The organism is Streptomyces cynarae (assembly GCF_025642135.1).
GTDB lineage: Bacteria > Actinomycetota > Actinomycetes > Streptomycetales > Streptomycetaceae > Streptomyces > Streptomyces cynarae.
Genome location: NZ_CP106793.1, coordinates 4,822,335 through 4,836,340, shown reverse-complemented (window position 1 = coordinate 4,836,340; position 14,006 = coordinate 4,822,335). Strand labels below are relative to the sequence as shown.

General features: G+C 71.0%; 14 protein-coding genes, 1 tRNA gene and 1 pseudogene. 9 read left to right on the top strand and 7 right to left on the bottom strand.

Annotated elements, in window-relative coordinates:
• The first annotated feature begins 66 nt into the window (after window positions 1–66).
• The 3 genes from N8I84_RS22210 (at window position 67) to N8I84_RS22200 (ending at window position 1,958) form a co-directional block, all read left to right on the top strand.
• Window positions 67–1,008, top strand: coding sequence for a metallophosphoesterase (locus N8I84_RS22210; RefSeq protein WP_263231141.1), 942 nt, complete (start codon window positions 67–69; stop codon window positions 1,006–1,008).
• Between the two features lie 67 nt (window positions 1,009–1,075).
• Complete coding sequence (locus N8I84_RS22205; RefSeq protein ID WP_263231140.1) at window positions 1,076–1,852, top strand: Pr6Pr family membrane protein; 777 nt, start codon at window positions 1,076–1,078, stop codon at window positions 1,850–1,852.
• A 32-nt stretch (window positions 1,853–1,884) separates the two neighbouring features.
• Window positions 1,885–1,958, top strand: a tRNA-Pro gene (locus N8I84_RS22200).
• Between the two features lie 67 nt (window positions 1,959–2,025).
• On the opposite strand, the pseudogene N8I84_RS22195 reads toward N8I84_RS22200, so the two are convergent.
• The 5 genes and pseudogenes from N8I84_RS22195 to N8I84_RS22175 form a co-directional block, all read right to left on the bottom strand.
• A pseudogene (locus N8I84_RS22195) lies at window positions 2,026–2,393 on the bottom strand (site-specific integrase); the annotation flags it as partial.
• Window positions 2,394–2,540: 147 nt separating this feature from the next.
• Window positions 2,541–4,013, bottom strand: coding sequence for a sialidase family protein (locus N8I84_RS22190; protein ID WP_263231139.1), 1,473 nt, complete (start codon window positions 4,011–4,013; stop codon window positions 2,541–2,543).
• Window positions 4,014–4,648: 635 nt separating this feature from the next.
• A complete protein-coding gene (locus tag N8I84_RS22185) occupies window positions 4,649–4,855 on the bottom strand; it encodes a hypothetical protein (protein ID WP_263231138.1) in 207 nt (68 codons plus the stop codon).
• Between the two features lie 72 nt (window positions 4,856–4,927).
• Window positions 4,928–5,203, bottom strand: coding sequence for a hypothetical protein (locus N8I84_RS22180; protein WP_263231137.1), 276 nt, complete (start codon window positions 5,201–5,203; stop codon window positions 4,928–4,930).
• A gap of 250 nt (window positions 5,204–5,453) precedes the next feature.
• Window positions 5,454–5,663, bottom strand: a complete 210-nt coding sequence (locus tag N8I84_RS22175; RefSeq protein WP_263231136.1) for a hypothetical protein — start codon at window positions 5,661–5,663, stop codon at window positions 5,454–5,456.
• Between the two features lie 925 nt (window positions 5,664–6,588).
• Between N8I84_RS22175 and N8I84_RS22170 the strand changes: the two genes are divergently transcribed.
• The 5 genes from N8I84_RS22170 (at window position 6,589) to N8I84_RS22150 (ending at window position 10,608) form a co-directional block, all read left to right on the top strand.
• Window positions 6,589–6,780: a hypothetical protein gene (locus N8I84_RS22170; RefSeq protein ID WP_263231135.1), complete on the top strand. Its 192-nt coding sequence runs from the start codon at window positions 6,589–6,591 to the stop codon at window positions 6,778–6,780.
• Entirely contained in the window at window positions 6,777–8,117 is a 1,341-nt protein-coding gene (locus N8I84_RS22165; protein ID WP_263231133.1) for a copper resistance CopC/CopD family protein, read from the top strand. Before N8I84_RS22170 ends, N8I84_RS22165 begins: the two co-directional genes overlap by 4 nt.
• A gap of 244 nt (window positions 8,118–8,361) precedes the next feature.
• Window positions 8,362–9,234: a cupredoxin domain-containing protein gene (locus N8I84_RS22160; RefSeq protein WP_263231132.1), complete on the top strand. Its 873-nt coding sequence runs from the start codon at window positions 8,362–8,364 to the stop codon at window positions 9,232–9,234.
• Between the two features lie 109 nt (window positions 9,235–9,343).
• On the top strand, window positions 9,344–9,895 hold the full coding sequence (locus N8I84_RS22155; protein ID WP_263231131.1) for a hypothetical protein: 552 nt from the start codon (window positions 9,344–9,346) through the stop codon (window positions 9,893–9,895).
• Entirely contained in the window at window positions 9,883–10,608 is a 726-nt protein-coding gene (locus tag N8I84_RS22150) for a cupredoxin domain-containing protein (RefSeq protein WP_263231130.1), read from the top strand. Before N8I84_RS22155 ends, N8I84_RS22150 begins: the two co-directional genes overlap by 13 nt.
• Before the next feature lie 112 nt (window positions 10,609–10,720).
• Here N8I84_RS22150 and N8I84_RS22145 read toward each other — a convergent pair whose 3' ends face one another.
• Entirely contained in the window at window positions 10,721–12,448 is a 1,728-nt protein-coding gene (locus N8I84_RS22145) for an Ig-like domain repeat protein (protein ID WP_263231129.1), read from the bottom strand.
• 186 nt (window positions 12,449–12,634) lie between these two features.
• Between N8I84_RS22145 and N8I84_RS22140 the strand changes: the two genes are divergently transcribed.
• The gene (locus N8I84_RS22140) at window positions 12,635–13,474 is read left to right on the top strand and encodes a DMT family transporter (RefSeq protein WP_263231128.1); all 840 of its coding nucleotides are present in this window, start codon (window positions 12,635–12,637) and stop codon (window positions 13,472–13,474) included.
• Between the two features lie 7 nt (window positions 13,475–13,481).
• Here the strand turns inward: N8I84_RS22140 and N8I84_RS22135 are convergent, their stop codons facing one another.
• A complete protein-coding gene (locus N8I84_RS22135; RefSeq protein ID WP_263231127.1) occupies window positions 13,482–13,892 on the bottom strand; it encodes a hypothetical protein in 411 nt (136 codons plus the stop codon).
• Window positions 13,893–14,006 lie beyond the last annotated feature (114 nt).

Genomic DNA, 14,006 nt, shown 5'->3' with positions numbered 1-14,006 from the left:
CGTCGCCGGGTCGGGGTCGTCCACAGGTGAACGCGGTGCGGCAGCAGGTTCTGACACGATGGCCGTATGCGCGCACGATACGGAGTACCCCTGGGAATCACGGCGGTCGCCGCCGCCGGACTGCTGTACTCGGCCGGGTTCGAGGCCCGTTCCTTCCGGCTGCGCCGGGTGACGGTCCCGGTGCTGCCCCCGGGGGCGCACCCGCTGCGCGTCCTGCAGGTCTCCGACATCCACATGGTGAGCGGGCAGCGCAAGAAGCAGCGCTGGCTGCGCTCACTGGCGGGCCTGCGCCCCGACTTCGTGATCAACACCGGGGACAACCTCTCCGACACCGAGGGGGTGCCGGAGGTGCTGGACGCACTGGGCCCGCTGATGGAGCTCCCGGGGGCGTACGTCTTCGGTTCGAACGACTACTACGGCCCCAGGCTCCGCAACCCGGCCCGCTACCTGGTGGAGAAGGCGAGGGGCCACCACGGTCTGAACGGCAACCCGCCGGTGGTCGGCGCCATCCACAACCCCTGGGAGGAGCTGCGCGACAGCTTCGACGCGGCGGGCTGGCTGAACCTGACGAACACCCGGGGCACCCTGAAGATCGAGGGCCTGGAGATCGAGCTGACGGGCCTGGACGACCCGCACATCAAGCGCGACCGCTACGCGCGCGTGGCGGGCGGTCCCTCCTCCTCCGCGGACTTCTCGATGGGCGTGGTCCACGCGCCGTATCTGCGCTGCCTGGACGCGTTCGCGGCGGACGGTTATCCGCTGATCCTGGCGGGCCACACCCACGGCGGCCAGCTGTGCATCCCCTTCTACGGCGCCCTGGTCACCAACTGCGACCTGGACGCGGACCGGGTGAAGGGCCTGTCACGGCACACCGCGGAGGGCCGGACGTCGTACCTGCACGTGTCGGCCGGCTGCGGTACGAACCGCTACACGCCGGTACGGTTCGCCTGCCCGCCGGAGGCGACGCTGCTGACGCTGGTGGAAAGGGAGGCATCGCCCGAGGCGTGACCCCCGCCGTACCCCGCCCGGACCATCCCGTATCGCCCCTTCTGCCCCACCCGCTTAGCGTGAGGGCATGATCACGCCGATACCCAAGGAGATCCCGGACCTCCCCCCGGTGCCGGGCAAGCCGACGCTTGCACCGTCCATCGTCCCCGCCGCGGCCGTGGTCGCCCCCGTACGCCGCCACGCAGCGGCCCGCTACCGTCTGCTGGTGGCGCTGACGGCCGCGGCGGCGGTGGCCATGGACCTGGCCCTCGGCAGCCCCTCCCGGGTCCTGAGCTACTTCGCCATCCAGGCCAACGTGCTGCTGGCCCTGACCTTCGCCCTGTCGGCCTGGCGGGCCCGAACGGCCCGCTACCCGCTGCCGGCGCTGATCACCGGCGGCACGCTGTTCTACGCGCTGATCGCGAGTCTGGTCTACCACGTGCTCCTCGTGAACGAGCCGGGCCCCTTCTCGATGACGGACAGGCCCACGATCTGGTCCGCACTCGCCAACCAGGTACTGCACACGGTCACCCCGATCGCGGCCCTTCTGGACTGGCTGCTCCTGACCCGCCCGGCCCCCCTGGGCCTGCAGCACGCCACGCGGTGGCTCCTCTACCCCCTGGCGTACCTGATCTTCACCCTGGCCCGCGGCGCACTGCTCCCACCGACCGCAGACGCGCGCTACCCGTACCCGTTCCTGGACGTCGCCCACCTCGGCTACAGGAGCACCCTCGCCAACGCACTCCTGCTCGGCCTGGCCTTCTTCGGCCTGGCCCTCCTCCTGGTCCTCGCCGACCACGTCCGCCCGGACCCGACGCGCCGCCGCCGGAAAACCGGATTTCGTCTCCGGCCACCAGTGGGCTAAAGTAAACGTCGTCGCCGCGACAGCAGCGACACCGGGGTGTAGCGCAGCTTGGCAGCGCGCTTCGTTCGGGACGAAGAGGTCGTGGGTTCAAATCCCGCCACCCCGACAGCCGAAACAGCAGATCAGGCAGGTACTGAATTCAGTACCTGCCTGATCTGTTTCTGCCTGCGTGTCTACCGCTTCCCGCGTGCCTGCAGCCGCCGTTCCTGCATGCCGAAGATGCCGTCCATGACCACACGGCGCCGGTCTGGATCACGCGCCGGATCTGCTTCCGGTAGACCTCTTCGGTCACGGCGGTCCCCGAGCGCCCGACGGGCCGCGAGATCTCTTCCAGCGGAACGCCCCGGTCGGACAGCAGAGACACGAAGCTGCGCCGCAGCTCCCTCGGCGTCCCTTCGCCTGGCGGAAGGCGCGGCGGACGTCGGCAGCGTCGAGCGGCTTACCCACGGCCGAGGAGAAGACGAGGCCGTGATCCTCCCAGTCGTCCCCCAGCGGCGAGCCGATCCCACCCCTGATCTTCGAACTGCTGCCAGAGGGAGACCAAGCCGCGTTCACGCGACCCCACAGCAGCAGGCCCGCCCCGCCGGGTGGGACGCGGCCGAACCTCGCCGCCCGACGTGGTCACGGAGTGGGTCCGAGGCCTGTCGGCAGCCGTCGGTGGTCGGGCCACCGACGGCGTCCGCGTCGGTCAGCGGGTGCGGAGACTGCCGGTGTACACGTCCGTGCGGTTCTGTGGTGCGCCGGAGTGGGTCTCGGTGAGCACGGCCCGTACTCCCTTGCCGTCTGCCACCAGGCCTTGGTAGTCGCCGAGGAAGTAGCCCCCGGCGAACGGCGCCTGCAGCCAGTCGAAGACCCGCGAGATCCGTCGTTCGGTCCGGAGCTTCGGGTTTCCGTGGTGCAGCGTGGCCAGTTGGTAGGCGGTGGGCAGGGTGGTGGTGTTGCCGGGCTTGAGGAAGCGCAGGTCGTAGTAGGTGAGCGCGACCGTGCCCCGCTCGGCGACCGCGATCGACGGTGAGAAGGCGGGAACGCCCTTGGGGCTGATCAGCTCCGGGGTTCCCCAGGTGCGTCCGCCGTCGGTGGACCGCACAAGCTGGACGGAGTCGAACTTTCCAGCGGAGAAGTCCGAGCCCTCGTAGGCCATGTACAGCGTGCCTGTCTCAGGGTCGACGGCAGGGCTCGGCAGGGTGGCCGCGGCGCGCAGCAGTTTGGTGGGGTCGTTCGGGTCGACCTCCGGTACGGAGGTGTCCCGGGCCACGGTGACCGGGGCGCTCCAGGTCTCTCCGGCGTCGGTCGAAGTGACCACCTCGTAGCGGGCTTCGACGGCTGTGCTCAGGTCGTCGGAGTAGGTGATCCGGTCGAAGAAGTCGTACAGGGTGCCGGTGCGCCGGTCGGCGACGATCAGATGGCCGATGGTCTGGGTGTTGGGCACGGTGCTGGTGTCGACGAACGGCCGGGCCTTGCTCCAGGTGCGGCCGCCGTCGCGGGTGAGGGAGATGTAGCCGGGACCGTCGAGGGAACTGGGGCCGGGTGGGTCGTTGTCGAGGTGGTTCCAGACCTGGTAGGCGGTGCCCTTGCGGATCGGGTCGGCGGTGAGTGAGGGCTTGTCGTTGAAAAACGGCTGCTCGTCGACGTGCGTGGTGGTGAGGTTCTGCCAAGTGCGGCCGCCGTCGCGGGAGGTGACTGCCAGCAGGGCGCTGCGCGTGCTCTTCGTGAAGTCGACGCCCTCCCCGCCGGCGTAGACCGTGCCGTCCGGTCCGGTGCTCACCCAGGGGTCGGAGGCCCGTTCGTAGTCCGCGCCGCCGGGGGCGCACAGGCTGAACGGCAGCGTGCTCCGGTGGAAGGTGTGGCCGTCCGTGGTCCAGCCGGCCGCCAGGCCACGGGCGCCGCCGTCGTTCCAGCGGTCCTGCTGGAACACGGTGACCACGCGCTTGGGGTCGCGCGGATCGACGGACAGGTACGGCTCGACCTCGGTGGCCGGGTAGACGATGCTGTCGGGGGACCTCGCTCCGATGGTGCACTTCGCGTACGGGTCGCCGTGGGACACCTTGACCAGTGGTGTGCCGTCGGGGTTCAGGTCCGCTGCGGCGGGAGTCGCGCCGGTGACCGTGACGGACAGGAGCGCGGCGGTGGTGACGGCGGTCAGGGGCAGGAAGACGCGCATGCGGGATCTCCTCCGGGCCTGTCGGCCGGGGTATGGGACCGCTGTCATCGGGGCGGCCTGGGGCGCGGAGGTGTACCGGAACGCGAGGGTGGGGCGACTCCGCTTGGTCCTTTTCGGCGTTGCAGCCGGTGCCCTTGATGGACCGAACGACGGAGTCGTCCCCGGGGTCGTCGAGGAGCACGGCGGAGCCGACCGGCGGGTGCACCGTGCCGGTCGGCTCCTTGGTCGTGCGGGCGGGGTCGGCCTTGGCTCAGACGGGTTGGTGGAACGGGATGAGCTGCTGGACCTCTTCCACGGTGGGGATGAGTCGGCGCTCGCGCCGGAAGGAAGACTCCATCACCGTCGGCACATGCACGCTGGGGGCCGGCGGGACTGCTCGTTCTTCTGCGCCTGTTCAACTGACGACATGGCAGAGACCGTTCAGGACGGCCGCGAGCGCGGTGTTCAGGACGGCGCGGACCGTCTCGAAGCGGTGACGGCCTTGGCTTCGAGACGGTCGGCGTCCACCATCGCGAGTGCCGCGGTGTCGAGACGGGCGCGGGCGACCCACCCGACGGTGGACCGGGTGCCGTCACCACATACCCACCGCGCCGGGTGCACCGGCCGGACTGGTTGCCCAGCCGTGCGCCGACCGGTCAAGTGATCGCCGGCGTGGTCCCGTCAGGCAGCGCGCAGGCGTCGCCGGCGTAGGGGCGTGAAACGATCTGTCCGCCGGCGGCCGTGCAGTCGTCCCTGGAGATGGTCGGAGACGAGGCGGCCGCGGCGCTGACAACGCCGACGGCGCTCACGCCGGCAAGGGTCGCCGCGGCCAGGGTGAGGCCCAGGATTCTTCGCATGCGCATGACTTCCTTCTCCTCTCAGGCGCCTGCCGTACCTGCCTCCGACGGGTGCCGGGGGCTGCCGCGCGCGGTCCTCTAACGCGGTTCGTGTGCCGCCGCCCGACAGGCAGCGGTCGCGGCGCCGCCCGCCACTCCCGCCCCGGTCAGCCCGGTCACACAACTCTGCAGGTCTCCGACCACGCCACGGCTGCAGGCCGCTGTGACGGAGTCGGAGGCGGTGGCACCGGCCAGTTCGGCCATCTGTGTGCAGGCGGGGATGTCCGCCCGGACCGCGGGAGCGGCGAGGACCGCACCGCCGAGGGTGAGGGTCAGGCCGGTGAGGGCACCGGCGATACGGGTCGACGTGCGCATGGGACGCACCTGCCTTCCGGGTTGGTCGCGCGGTCCTGTTCCCGGCGGGCCGGATCCACGCGGTAAGGCCGCCTGGCGACGCTCGGTGACTGGTGCCCCGGCCGGCGATTCTGCGTCGCATCCATTGAGCCGCACGGGGACATGGCCACCAGGCCGAAGGAGAGGGCCCCGGAGGGGATGAGACGACTCTCCCGGCTACGCTCGCGCGGGAGCGCCCCGCGGCGCGTGGCTGCGGGGCGCCTTGTGGTTTTTAGTCGACCTGCTCCCCGTCGTACGTACCGCCCCTGCAGTAGTTGCCCGCCTCATTGATCGCGGGCGTTCCGCCGCCCTGCCTGCACTCAGAAGGGGTTACGTAGGATGGGGCACCCTGTGCGGTGGCGGCGGTGGCGGCGCCTGTGACGCCGAGTCCGGCGAGGGCTGCCGTGGCGATGGCGGCGGCGAGGATTCGTCGAATGCGCATTTGGTTCCCCTTTCACGGATTGCCCCGGTTGGGGTACTAGCCAGCCTGATCTTCACCCATGTGGGTGGCACGTTACGTTGCTCCATTCGGGTGACAGTGCTGTCGGGTGCAGAGTCGGTGACGCGACCCGTCGGACAGGCCCTGAACGCGGGGTACGTCGAGTTTGCTGCTGCGGCCCTTGGCGCGACGCCGCTGCCGTGAACGTCGAACGGGGCCCGCATATGCATTCGCGGTGATTCGGTGAAGGAATAAATGCGGAACGCGTTCGAATTCACACACCCTCCATTTCCTTCATGGAATGCGATGCACGGTTTTGAGGTGGGGAGGTCCGTTCTCACAGCCCGGCAGGGGTCGGGTATGAGGCAATGAAACGGGCGATTAACTGACGCGTAGCTGTGGGGAATCCTCGTCCCGGTCCACTCCTGGGCACTGCCTTTCACGCACAGCGTCAGGAGGGGCCATGTCCTTTTTCGCCAGGGCGTCCTGGCCGGGAGACCATCGCGACGAGATCGTCGCGGGTGCGCTGGTCGCGGCGGTGATCGTCGTGCTCGGATACGCCTCCGGCATCGGCGCGCCGGCACCCACGACCCTGGGCACCGCCGCACCGCCCGCAGCCCCGGCTCCGTCCCCTTCCGCCGGCCCTTCGCAGGGTACGGCGTCCGGGGCTTCAGAAAATCCTGGTGGCGATATGGGGGCCGGTTCATCGGGGGGTTCCTGGGCCGAAGGCGGCGGTGCCGGAATTCCCGTCATCAGCGACACGTCTTCTGCCGGTGTGCACGGCGGTCCCGACGCCGGCGGTGGGGACGGAGGCCGGATGCCCATGCCCGGCCCCTCAGATTCGGCACCCGATCACCCTCCGCCCCTGCCTTCCCCCATTCCTTCTCCGTCGCCGTCGGACAGCTGCCGGAAGGGCGAGGTGCACCTCGTGCAGCCGCTGCTGAGCGGAACGCTCACCGCCGTGACCGGGCTGCTGGACGGTCTGATCGGGCCGGACGCCTCTGGAGTCACGGCCTCCCCGACGCCCTCTCCTTCCTCGTCGCCGTCGGCTGCCGGCCTCTCGTCGCTGTGCGTCGGCGCCGCACCGTCGCCCTCGGTGCTGCCGGAGGTGCTCCCGTGAGACACCGCGCCGTGTCCCTGTGCACGACCGCCCTGACCGCCGCCGTCGCCGTCGCCGTCTTGCTGTTGCTCGCGCCTGCCGCTTCGGCTCACACCGAGCTGGAATCCTCCTCACCCAAGGACGGCACTCGGCTCACGCACACGCCGGCCACGGTGCGCCTGACCTTCAGTGAGCCGGTCGACCTGCCCGACGTCCGCGTCAGTGCCGGTGGCAAGCGGCTCGTGGTGTCCCGTCCGGACCAGGACGGTCGTCGCGGCAATGTCATCGAGGTGGCCGTTCCGAAGGCGACCGGGCAGGACCGGCTCAACCTGGTTTGGCAGGTGCGCGACCTGGAGGACGGCCATCCGACCTCCGGGACACTCTCCTTCCCCCTCACCGCGAAGACGACGGCTCCACCCGCCTCCGAAGACGCATCCGCACCCGCGCCTTCCGCCGACGTGCGCGCGGCATGGGCGGCCGTTCGCTGGGTCGGATACCTCGCCCTCGCCCTCTACATCGGCGGCCTCGCCTTCCTCGCACTGCTCTGGCCGCAGGGCACCCAGGATCCTCGTACCCGCCGCATCCTCACGCTCGCCTGGGCAGGTGGGCTCGCGACCGGCGTGGTCGCGCCGGGGCTTGAGGGCGCGTACGGAGCGATGGGAACGATCGGGGATGTGTTTCACCTGGCCACGTACCGGGATCTGCTGGGTACGGAGGTCGGCGTCGTGGCCGCCTGCCGGGTGCTGATGTGGGTGCTCGCCGCAATCGTGCTCACCGCCCTCCTTCAGGGTGGTGAGCGGGCCGCACGCTCCCCGGGCTGGCGGGTGGGTGCTCTCGCGGTCGCCCTCGGACTGCTCCGCACCACCGGCATGGCGGGCCACGATGCCGAGGGCACGCACCCGGGTTGGGGGGCGGTGGCCGACCTGGTGCACCTGCTCGGCGTGTCGGTGTGGCTGGGCGGGCTGATCCTGCTGCTGCTCGGGGTGCTGCCGCGACGGCGCCCGGATGAGCTGTCGGCCGCCGTGTCGGGCTACTCAACGCTGGCCGGCGTGTCCGTCGCGGCGATCGCTGTGGCCGGAGCGGTGCTGGCCTGGCAGATCCTCGGCTCGTTCGGGGCCCTGTTCCACACCGGCTACGGCCGCCTGCTGCTGCTCAAACTGGCCGTCCTGGCCGCCGTGCTCCTGATCGCCCAGGGCAGCCGGAGCTGGGTGCGCACCCGGCTCGACATCGCCGTGCTGCTGCGCGGGGACCGCGCCACCGTCCGGCCCTTCGTCTACTCGGTCGCGGCTGAGACGGGGCTCGTCCTCGTCGTTCTCGCCGCGACGAGTCTGCTGGTCACGTCCGCTCCCGGCCGCTGACCGGCTTCCTCCCTGTCCCACCCCCTCTCACCCCCTCAGCTGACAAGGAGAGACGCACGATCATGCGTACCGACGACATCCCCGCTCCCCCGCCGCGCCACCGGCGCTCCCGGGTGGGCAACCGGGTGCTGCTGGCCACCGGCGCGGGCGCGGCCTCGCAGCCGTCGCCTGTCTGGGCCTGCTCCAGGCGTCCAGCGGCGCAGCCGCTCCGGCGACCGCCGCACCGGCCGCCGAGGCCCACTCCATGGCCCAGGCCCAGCCGGCCGCTTCCCAGGCCAAGGCGGCCGACTACATCATCAAGATCACGAACTACAAGTTCGCCCAACAGGCCCTGACCATCAAGGTCGGCCAGACCGTGAAGTGGGTCAACGAGGACTCCGCTCCGCACACGGTCACCACCACGAGCGGCCCGGCCAAGTTCGACTCCGGCACCCTGAACAAGGGCGACAGCTGGTCGTACACCTTCACCAAGCCCGGTACATACAAGTACTACTGCGCCGTCCACCCGGACATGACGGCCTCCATCACCGTCGTCGCCGACAGCGGCGGCGGCACCGGCGGAGGTACGGGCGGATCGGGCTCCGGGGGTTCGTCCGGAGGCTCCACGGGTGGTTCGACCGGAGGCTCCACGGGCGGGTCCACGGGCGGTTCCACCGGGGGCAGCACGGGCGGCTCGAGCTCCGGCGGCTCCAGCGGCGGCTCGCACGGCGGCAGCAGCGGCTCGGGCGGTACGGGCGGCGGCAGCGGTGACGGCGGCAGCGAGAGTTGCGTCAGCATCCAGCAGGTCCTGCTGCCGATCCTCCAGCACATCGACAAGGCCCATCTGGAGGAGTCCCCGGGGCAGCAGGTCCAGGACGCGCTCAACCTCGACAACTACATCAAGATGCACACCGTCTGGGTGGAGTCCATCCTCACCCCGGCCGTGAACGGCGCCGGCTCCGTCGGAGACGACACCCTCACAGTGCTCCTCCAGCACATCAACTCCGCGCACCTCGAGGAGTCGCTGGGCCAGCAGGTCTCGGACATCCTCAACCCCGACGCCTACGTCAAGATGCACACCGTCTGGGCCGAGCACATGATCACACCGACCGAGGACTACCTCACCAACTCCTGCTGACGAAAGGGCGACGAGACGTGACGGGCCGGCCGAGTCGCAGTCGGCCGGCCCGCCACCACCGCCATTGTCCCGGATCCGTCAGGCGCCCGCCACGAGCCGAGGTACCGCCATGACCACCGAACTCCCGCCCACGCAACCGCTGCCGGCGCACACGTCGTCCACCGCGACCCTGCTACCGCGGACCCGTCACGACCGGCTGCCCCGCGCCGGCGCGTACACAGCCGCCGCCAACCGCTGCATCACCGAACTCACCTACCGGATAGGCCCATTGGTCACCCTGCGCCGACGCGCCGACATCAAGGAGGCGGCGCTGACCATCGCTCCCGACCCCGAAGACTGCGTCCTGAGCCTCGCACTCGGCGGCGACGCGCTCGGCGGCGAACTGCTCACCTTCGTCAGTACCGCCATCGAACCGGTGGCGGGCGGAACACGGCTGCGCCTGCCCGGGAGCCTCGGCACGGGCGACACCTCTCTGGAGCCCGTCCCCGCCGCGCTGCTGCTGCGTGTCGTCGAACGCACCGACGACCGCCTCCTCGTCCTCGGCACCGCACGCGTCCCCTACGGCCCGCTGCGCCGCACGACCGGTTTCGCCCTGTCCCGGACACGCCCAGCAGGCCACCTCGGCCTGCTCCTCGCCGCGGAGTTCATATGCACCACCTGACCGCCCCGCTCCGGCCGGCCCGTGCCGTACGCCTTCTGCTGGCCACCCTGCTCCTGGCGGCCACCGCCACGCTCCTCACCTCCCGCCCCGCGCACGCTGTCACCTCCTACCGCGTCGTGATGTCGGACTACGCCTTCAGCCCGCGCTCGCTCACCATCTCGGCCGGTGACACCGTGACCTGGGTCAACCAGGACCAGGCACCCCATGACGTGAAGACCACCTCCGGCCCGGAGTCGATCCACTCCCCGATGCTGAACAAGGGCGCCACCTGGAGCCACACGTTCACCAGTCCCGGCACCTATGGCTACGTCTGCACCGTGCACCCGGGCATGATCGCCCAGCTCGTGGTGAAGGCGGCCGCCGCCCCCACTCCCACCGCGCACCAGCACACCGGGTCCACCGCCGCAGCACCCCAGCCCGCCCGGTCCGCCGCCGCAGCCGGTCCCACCGCGCACACCGGCCGCAGCGCGGCGGCCGTCGCACCCGTATCGAGCAGCCCGTCCCCCTCCCCGACAACGGCAGCCCCCGCGGCCGCACCCACCCAACAAGCCGTCGAACCGACCGACAGCACCGCCTCCGCGGCCCGCCCCCTCGACCCACTGCTGCTCCTCGCCGGGCTCGTCGCCGGGGTCGCCGTGCTCTGCCTGCTCCTGGTCGGTTCGCGCTCGTCCGCCGCACACGCCCCGCCGACGACACCGCCGTCATCGACATGACCGCGCATGAGGAAAGGGCAGGGTGGCTTCGCCGCCACGAAGGCGGCGAAGCCACCCACCAGCACAGGACCGCGAGGGCCGTTGGCGGAGGAGTGGAGCGGGATACGCGGGATCAGCGTCTGACGAAGACCGTCGCCGAGGCCTCGGACGCTTCGTGCAGGTCGTCGCCCGGCCAGCTGACCGTGTAGGTCACCTCGCGCCGGGCGCGCGGAACGTCGTCGATGGTGAACGTGCCGTCCGCGGCGACGGTCACCGACGACAGCGTGCCGGTGCCGAGCCGGTCGGTCCTGACGACCTTCAGCACCGCCCGGTCCGGCAGCGTCTTGCCCTGCGCGGTGAAGGTGCCGGTGATGTGGACGCCGTCGAGCGTCGCCTCCGCCGGGGCGGTGAGCGCGATCGACGTGGGCGCCTTGGCGACGCTCACGGTGTGCGTGACGTCGGTGGCGGGGCGGTGGGTCAGGTCACCGAGGAAGGACACCGTGTACGTGGCGTCGCCGACGAGGTCGGGCTCGTCGAGGACCGTGAAGGTGCCGTCCTCCTTGACGGTGGCGGTGCCCAGGTCGTGGGTGCCGGTCGCGTCCGTGCGGGTCGCCGTGACCTTCAGCGGAGTGGCGGGAGCGGGCCCGTCGAACTCCAGCTTGCCCCGCACGGCCAGCGGCTCGCCGGCGACCGCCTGTGCGGGGCTGTGGGTCAGGCCGCCGGTGAAGCGGGTGTCGTACTGGACGGCCGGGGGCTGGATGATGTGCAGCCAGAACTGGCTGCCGGCGGCGTTGGTGGTGACCGCGAACAGCCGGGAGCCGTCGGCCGACCATTCCATGCCGCGCGGGGCGACCCGGTCGCCGTCGAGGCTGCCCTCGAAGACGAACTCCAGCGGCGCCGTCGAGTCGGTCGGATCGGCGGGCTGGAGCAGCAGGTCGGGCGTGGAGCCGGTGGCCGCAGCGCCCCGTGCGAGGTACTTCCCGTCGCCGCTGAAAGCGACAGAACTGGCCGTGGCGCCGGCCGGGAGCGCCGGATAGGCGTTCGCCGCGTCGGAGAGGTCAGCGGTGTTCAGCAGCCGGGTGCCGTAGGCGGCGTCGGCGACGGCGACCTTGCTGCCGTCGGAGGAGAACGCCATGTCCTTCAGGTCGAGCGCGCCGTTGCCGGCGCTGTCGGCGAAGCGGCGGGCCGCGCCTCGTACGAGGGAGCCGTTGCCGGTGTCGTACACCGCGAGGAAGGGGTCGGCCGCGTTGTCGTTGCGGGGCTGGCCCATCAGCATCCGGTCGCCGGGGCCGGCCTCCAGCTTGAGCTTGCCGTAGTCGTTCCAACCGGTGCGGGTGTGCACGCCGTTGATGATGCCGTCCAGGTAGGTCTGGGCGGTGGAGCACGTGCCCACGTACTGCGAGTAGGGCGTGGTGAAGTACAACTGGCCGCCCGAGAAGGCGAGTTCCCGGCCACAGGTGTCGGTGTTGGTGTAGGCGAGGACGGCCGGTTGGAAGGTGGTGGTGTCGTACGTCTGGATCTGCTCGCGCAGACCGGCGTAGAGCTTGGTGCTGTCGGCGCTGAGGGCCAGGCCAGAGACATGGGCCGGGGTCTGGATGGTGGTGAGGCGCTCGCCCTGGAAGTCGTAGACGGCGATGACGCCCTTGTTGAGGTAGTAGTCGGTGTTGCTGTCCGCGACGAAAACGCGCTGGTGCACGGAGTCGACGGCGATCGCCGAGTACGACGAGACCGGCAGCTTGATCACCGAGTCGGAAGCCGCCGCGTGGGCCACGGGTGCCACGGCGACGGTCAGGCCGGTTCCCGCCAGGACGGCGGCGAGCATGGTGGCCGACAGGCGTCTGCGATGGTGTGCGGTATTCAAATGTGCCCCCCAAAAGCTGAGTCGGGCGCCGGGTGAGGCGCCCGTCATGGACATGAAACAGCCGTGAAAATCTCCGATCAAGGGGGCGTGAGGCACTCGAGTGAGCGGCGAGGGGTGTTCACCGCGGGAGCAACAGCCCTGGCGGTGACGGGGATCGAGCGGCCTTGCCTGGGAACTGTTTGGTGAATGGGTGCTCTTCTCGCGCTGACCTCGGCGGTCTGCTACGGCGCCGTCGACTTCGCCGGCGGACTGCTGTCCCGCCGGGTTCACTTCACCGTGGTCACCTTCCTCGGGCAGGTCGGCGGTCTGCTGTTCGCGGTGGTGGCCGCGGCTCTGGTGCCTGCCGAGACGGTTCGGCCCTCGGACGCGGTGTGGGGCGCCCTGTCGGGGGCGGGCAGCGGGACCGCCATGCACTTCCTCAACCGCGGGCTGAGCCGGGGAGCCATGAGCATCGTGGTCCCGGTCAGCGCCGTCACCGGGGTCGCCCTGTCCGTGCTGAGCGGCGTGTTCCTCCTGGGCGACCAGCCCACAGGGGCGGCCTGGCTGGGGATCTGCCTCACCCTGCCTGCCCTGTGGCTCGTCTCCGGTGGCTCTCGCCCCGGCCGGGGCGGGGACGGGAGGGAGGCGTCGGTGGACGGGCTGATCGCCAGTTCGGGGGTGGCCCTGCAGTACATCGGCCTCGCTCAGGCCGCCCCGGCGAGCGGTCTGTGGCCCGTGGCCGCCGGGCGTCTCGCCGCCGTCCTGCTCCTGTCACCGAGCGCCTGGCGGCAGGATCACCGGTTCCGGCAGCCCGTGCGGCGGCTGGGTGAGGCGGTCGTCGTCGGGGCGGGTGCGAGCTTCGCCCTCATCCTCTATCTGTTGGCGGCCCGTCGGCAGATGATGGCCATCGCCGTCGTCCTGGCCTCCCTGTACCCGGCGATTCCCACGGTCCTCGGGCTTGCGGTCCTGCACGAGCGGGCCACCCGGACGCAGGTGATCGGCCTGGTGGGCTCGGCCGTCGCCATCGTTCTGCTCACCCTGGGGTGAGGCGGATTCACGCCCGGCGCAGCGCCACGAGCACGACCAGGAGCACGGTGGCGCCGGCGCTCGTTCCGTGCGCCACCACGGCCGCGAGGGGGAAGTGCCGTTCGGCGGTGGTGCCGCCGTGGGAGTGCCGACCGGAGCTGGGCAGCCAGCGCAGCAGCATCATGAAACCGAAGGCGGCCACGACCAGGACGACCGCGCACGCCGTCCAGGCCGAGGCCCCCGTCCCGCCCACGAGGTACACGGTCCAGGCCGCGAGCCCGGCCACGGCGAGTGCCACATGGCCCACGACCAGCCACAGCGGCAGTCGCGTCACGCCGGGCGTGCGTTGCCGCAGTCCGCCGTGACGGATCCACACGGTGGCGAGGTAACCGCCCAAACCGGCGGTCAACAGCCACGCGCACAGCACGAACACCCGCATCGCTTCCCCCTCTTCTTCCCCTCTTCGCCGGTCCGGGCACGGCATGCGTGCCTCAGGACACCGCACCGAAGGGGGGCAGCCCGGACATCCATCCACTTGTTCACTCTTTGGGGT

Bases quoted from the DNA above. Each gene is read 5' to 3' on its own strand.
- N8I84_RS22135 (WP_263231127.1), bottom strand. From the start codon at position 13,892: ATGCGGGTGTTCGTGCTGTGCGCGTGGCTGTTGACCGCCGGTTTGGGC.
- N8I84_RS22175 (WP_263231136.1), bottom strand. From the start codon at position 5,663: ATGCGCATTCGACGAATCCTCGCCGCCGCCATCGCCACGGCAGCCCTC.
- N8I84_RS22185 (WP_263231138.1), bottom strand. From the start codon at position 4,855: ATGCGCATGCGAAGAATCCTGGGCCTCACCCTGGCCGCGGCGACCCTT.
- N8I84_RS22205 (WP_263231140.1), top strand. From the start codon at position 1,076: ATGATCACGCCGATACCCAAGGAGATCCCGGACCTCCCCCCGGTGCCG.
- N8I84_RS22160 (WP_263231132.1), top strand. From the start codon at position 8,362: ATGGCCCAGGCCCAGCCGGCCGCTTCCCAGGCCAAGGCGGCCGACTAC.
- N8I84_RS22155 (WP_263231131.1), top strand. From the start codon at position 9,344: ATGACCACCGAACTCCCGCCCACGCAACCGCTGCCGGCGCACACGTCG.
- N8I84_RS22210 (WP_263231141.1), top strand. From the start codon at position 67: ATGCGCGCACGATACGGAGTACCCCTGGGAATCACGGCGGTCGCCGCC.
- N8I84_RS22140 (WP_263231128.1), top strand. From the start codon at position 12,635: ATGGGTGCTCTTCTCGCGCTGACCTCGGCGGTCTGCTACGGCGCCGTC.
- N8I84_RS22150 (WP_263231130.1), top strand. From the start codon at position 9,883: ATGCACCACCTGACCGCCCCGCTCCGGCCGGCCCGTGCCGTACGCCTT.
- N8I84_RS22190 (WP_263231139.1), bottom strand. From the start codon at position 4,013: ATGCGCGTCTTCCTGCCCCTGACCGCCGTCACCACCGCCGCGCTCCTG.
- N8I84_RS22180 (WP_263231137.1), bottom strand. From the start codon at position 5,203: ATGCGCACGTCGACCCGTATCGCCGGTGCCCTCACCGGCCTGACCCTC.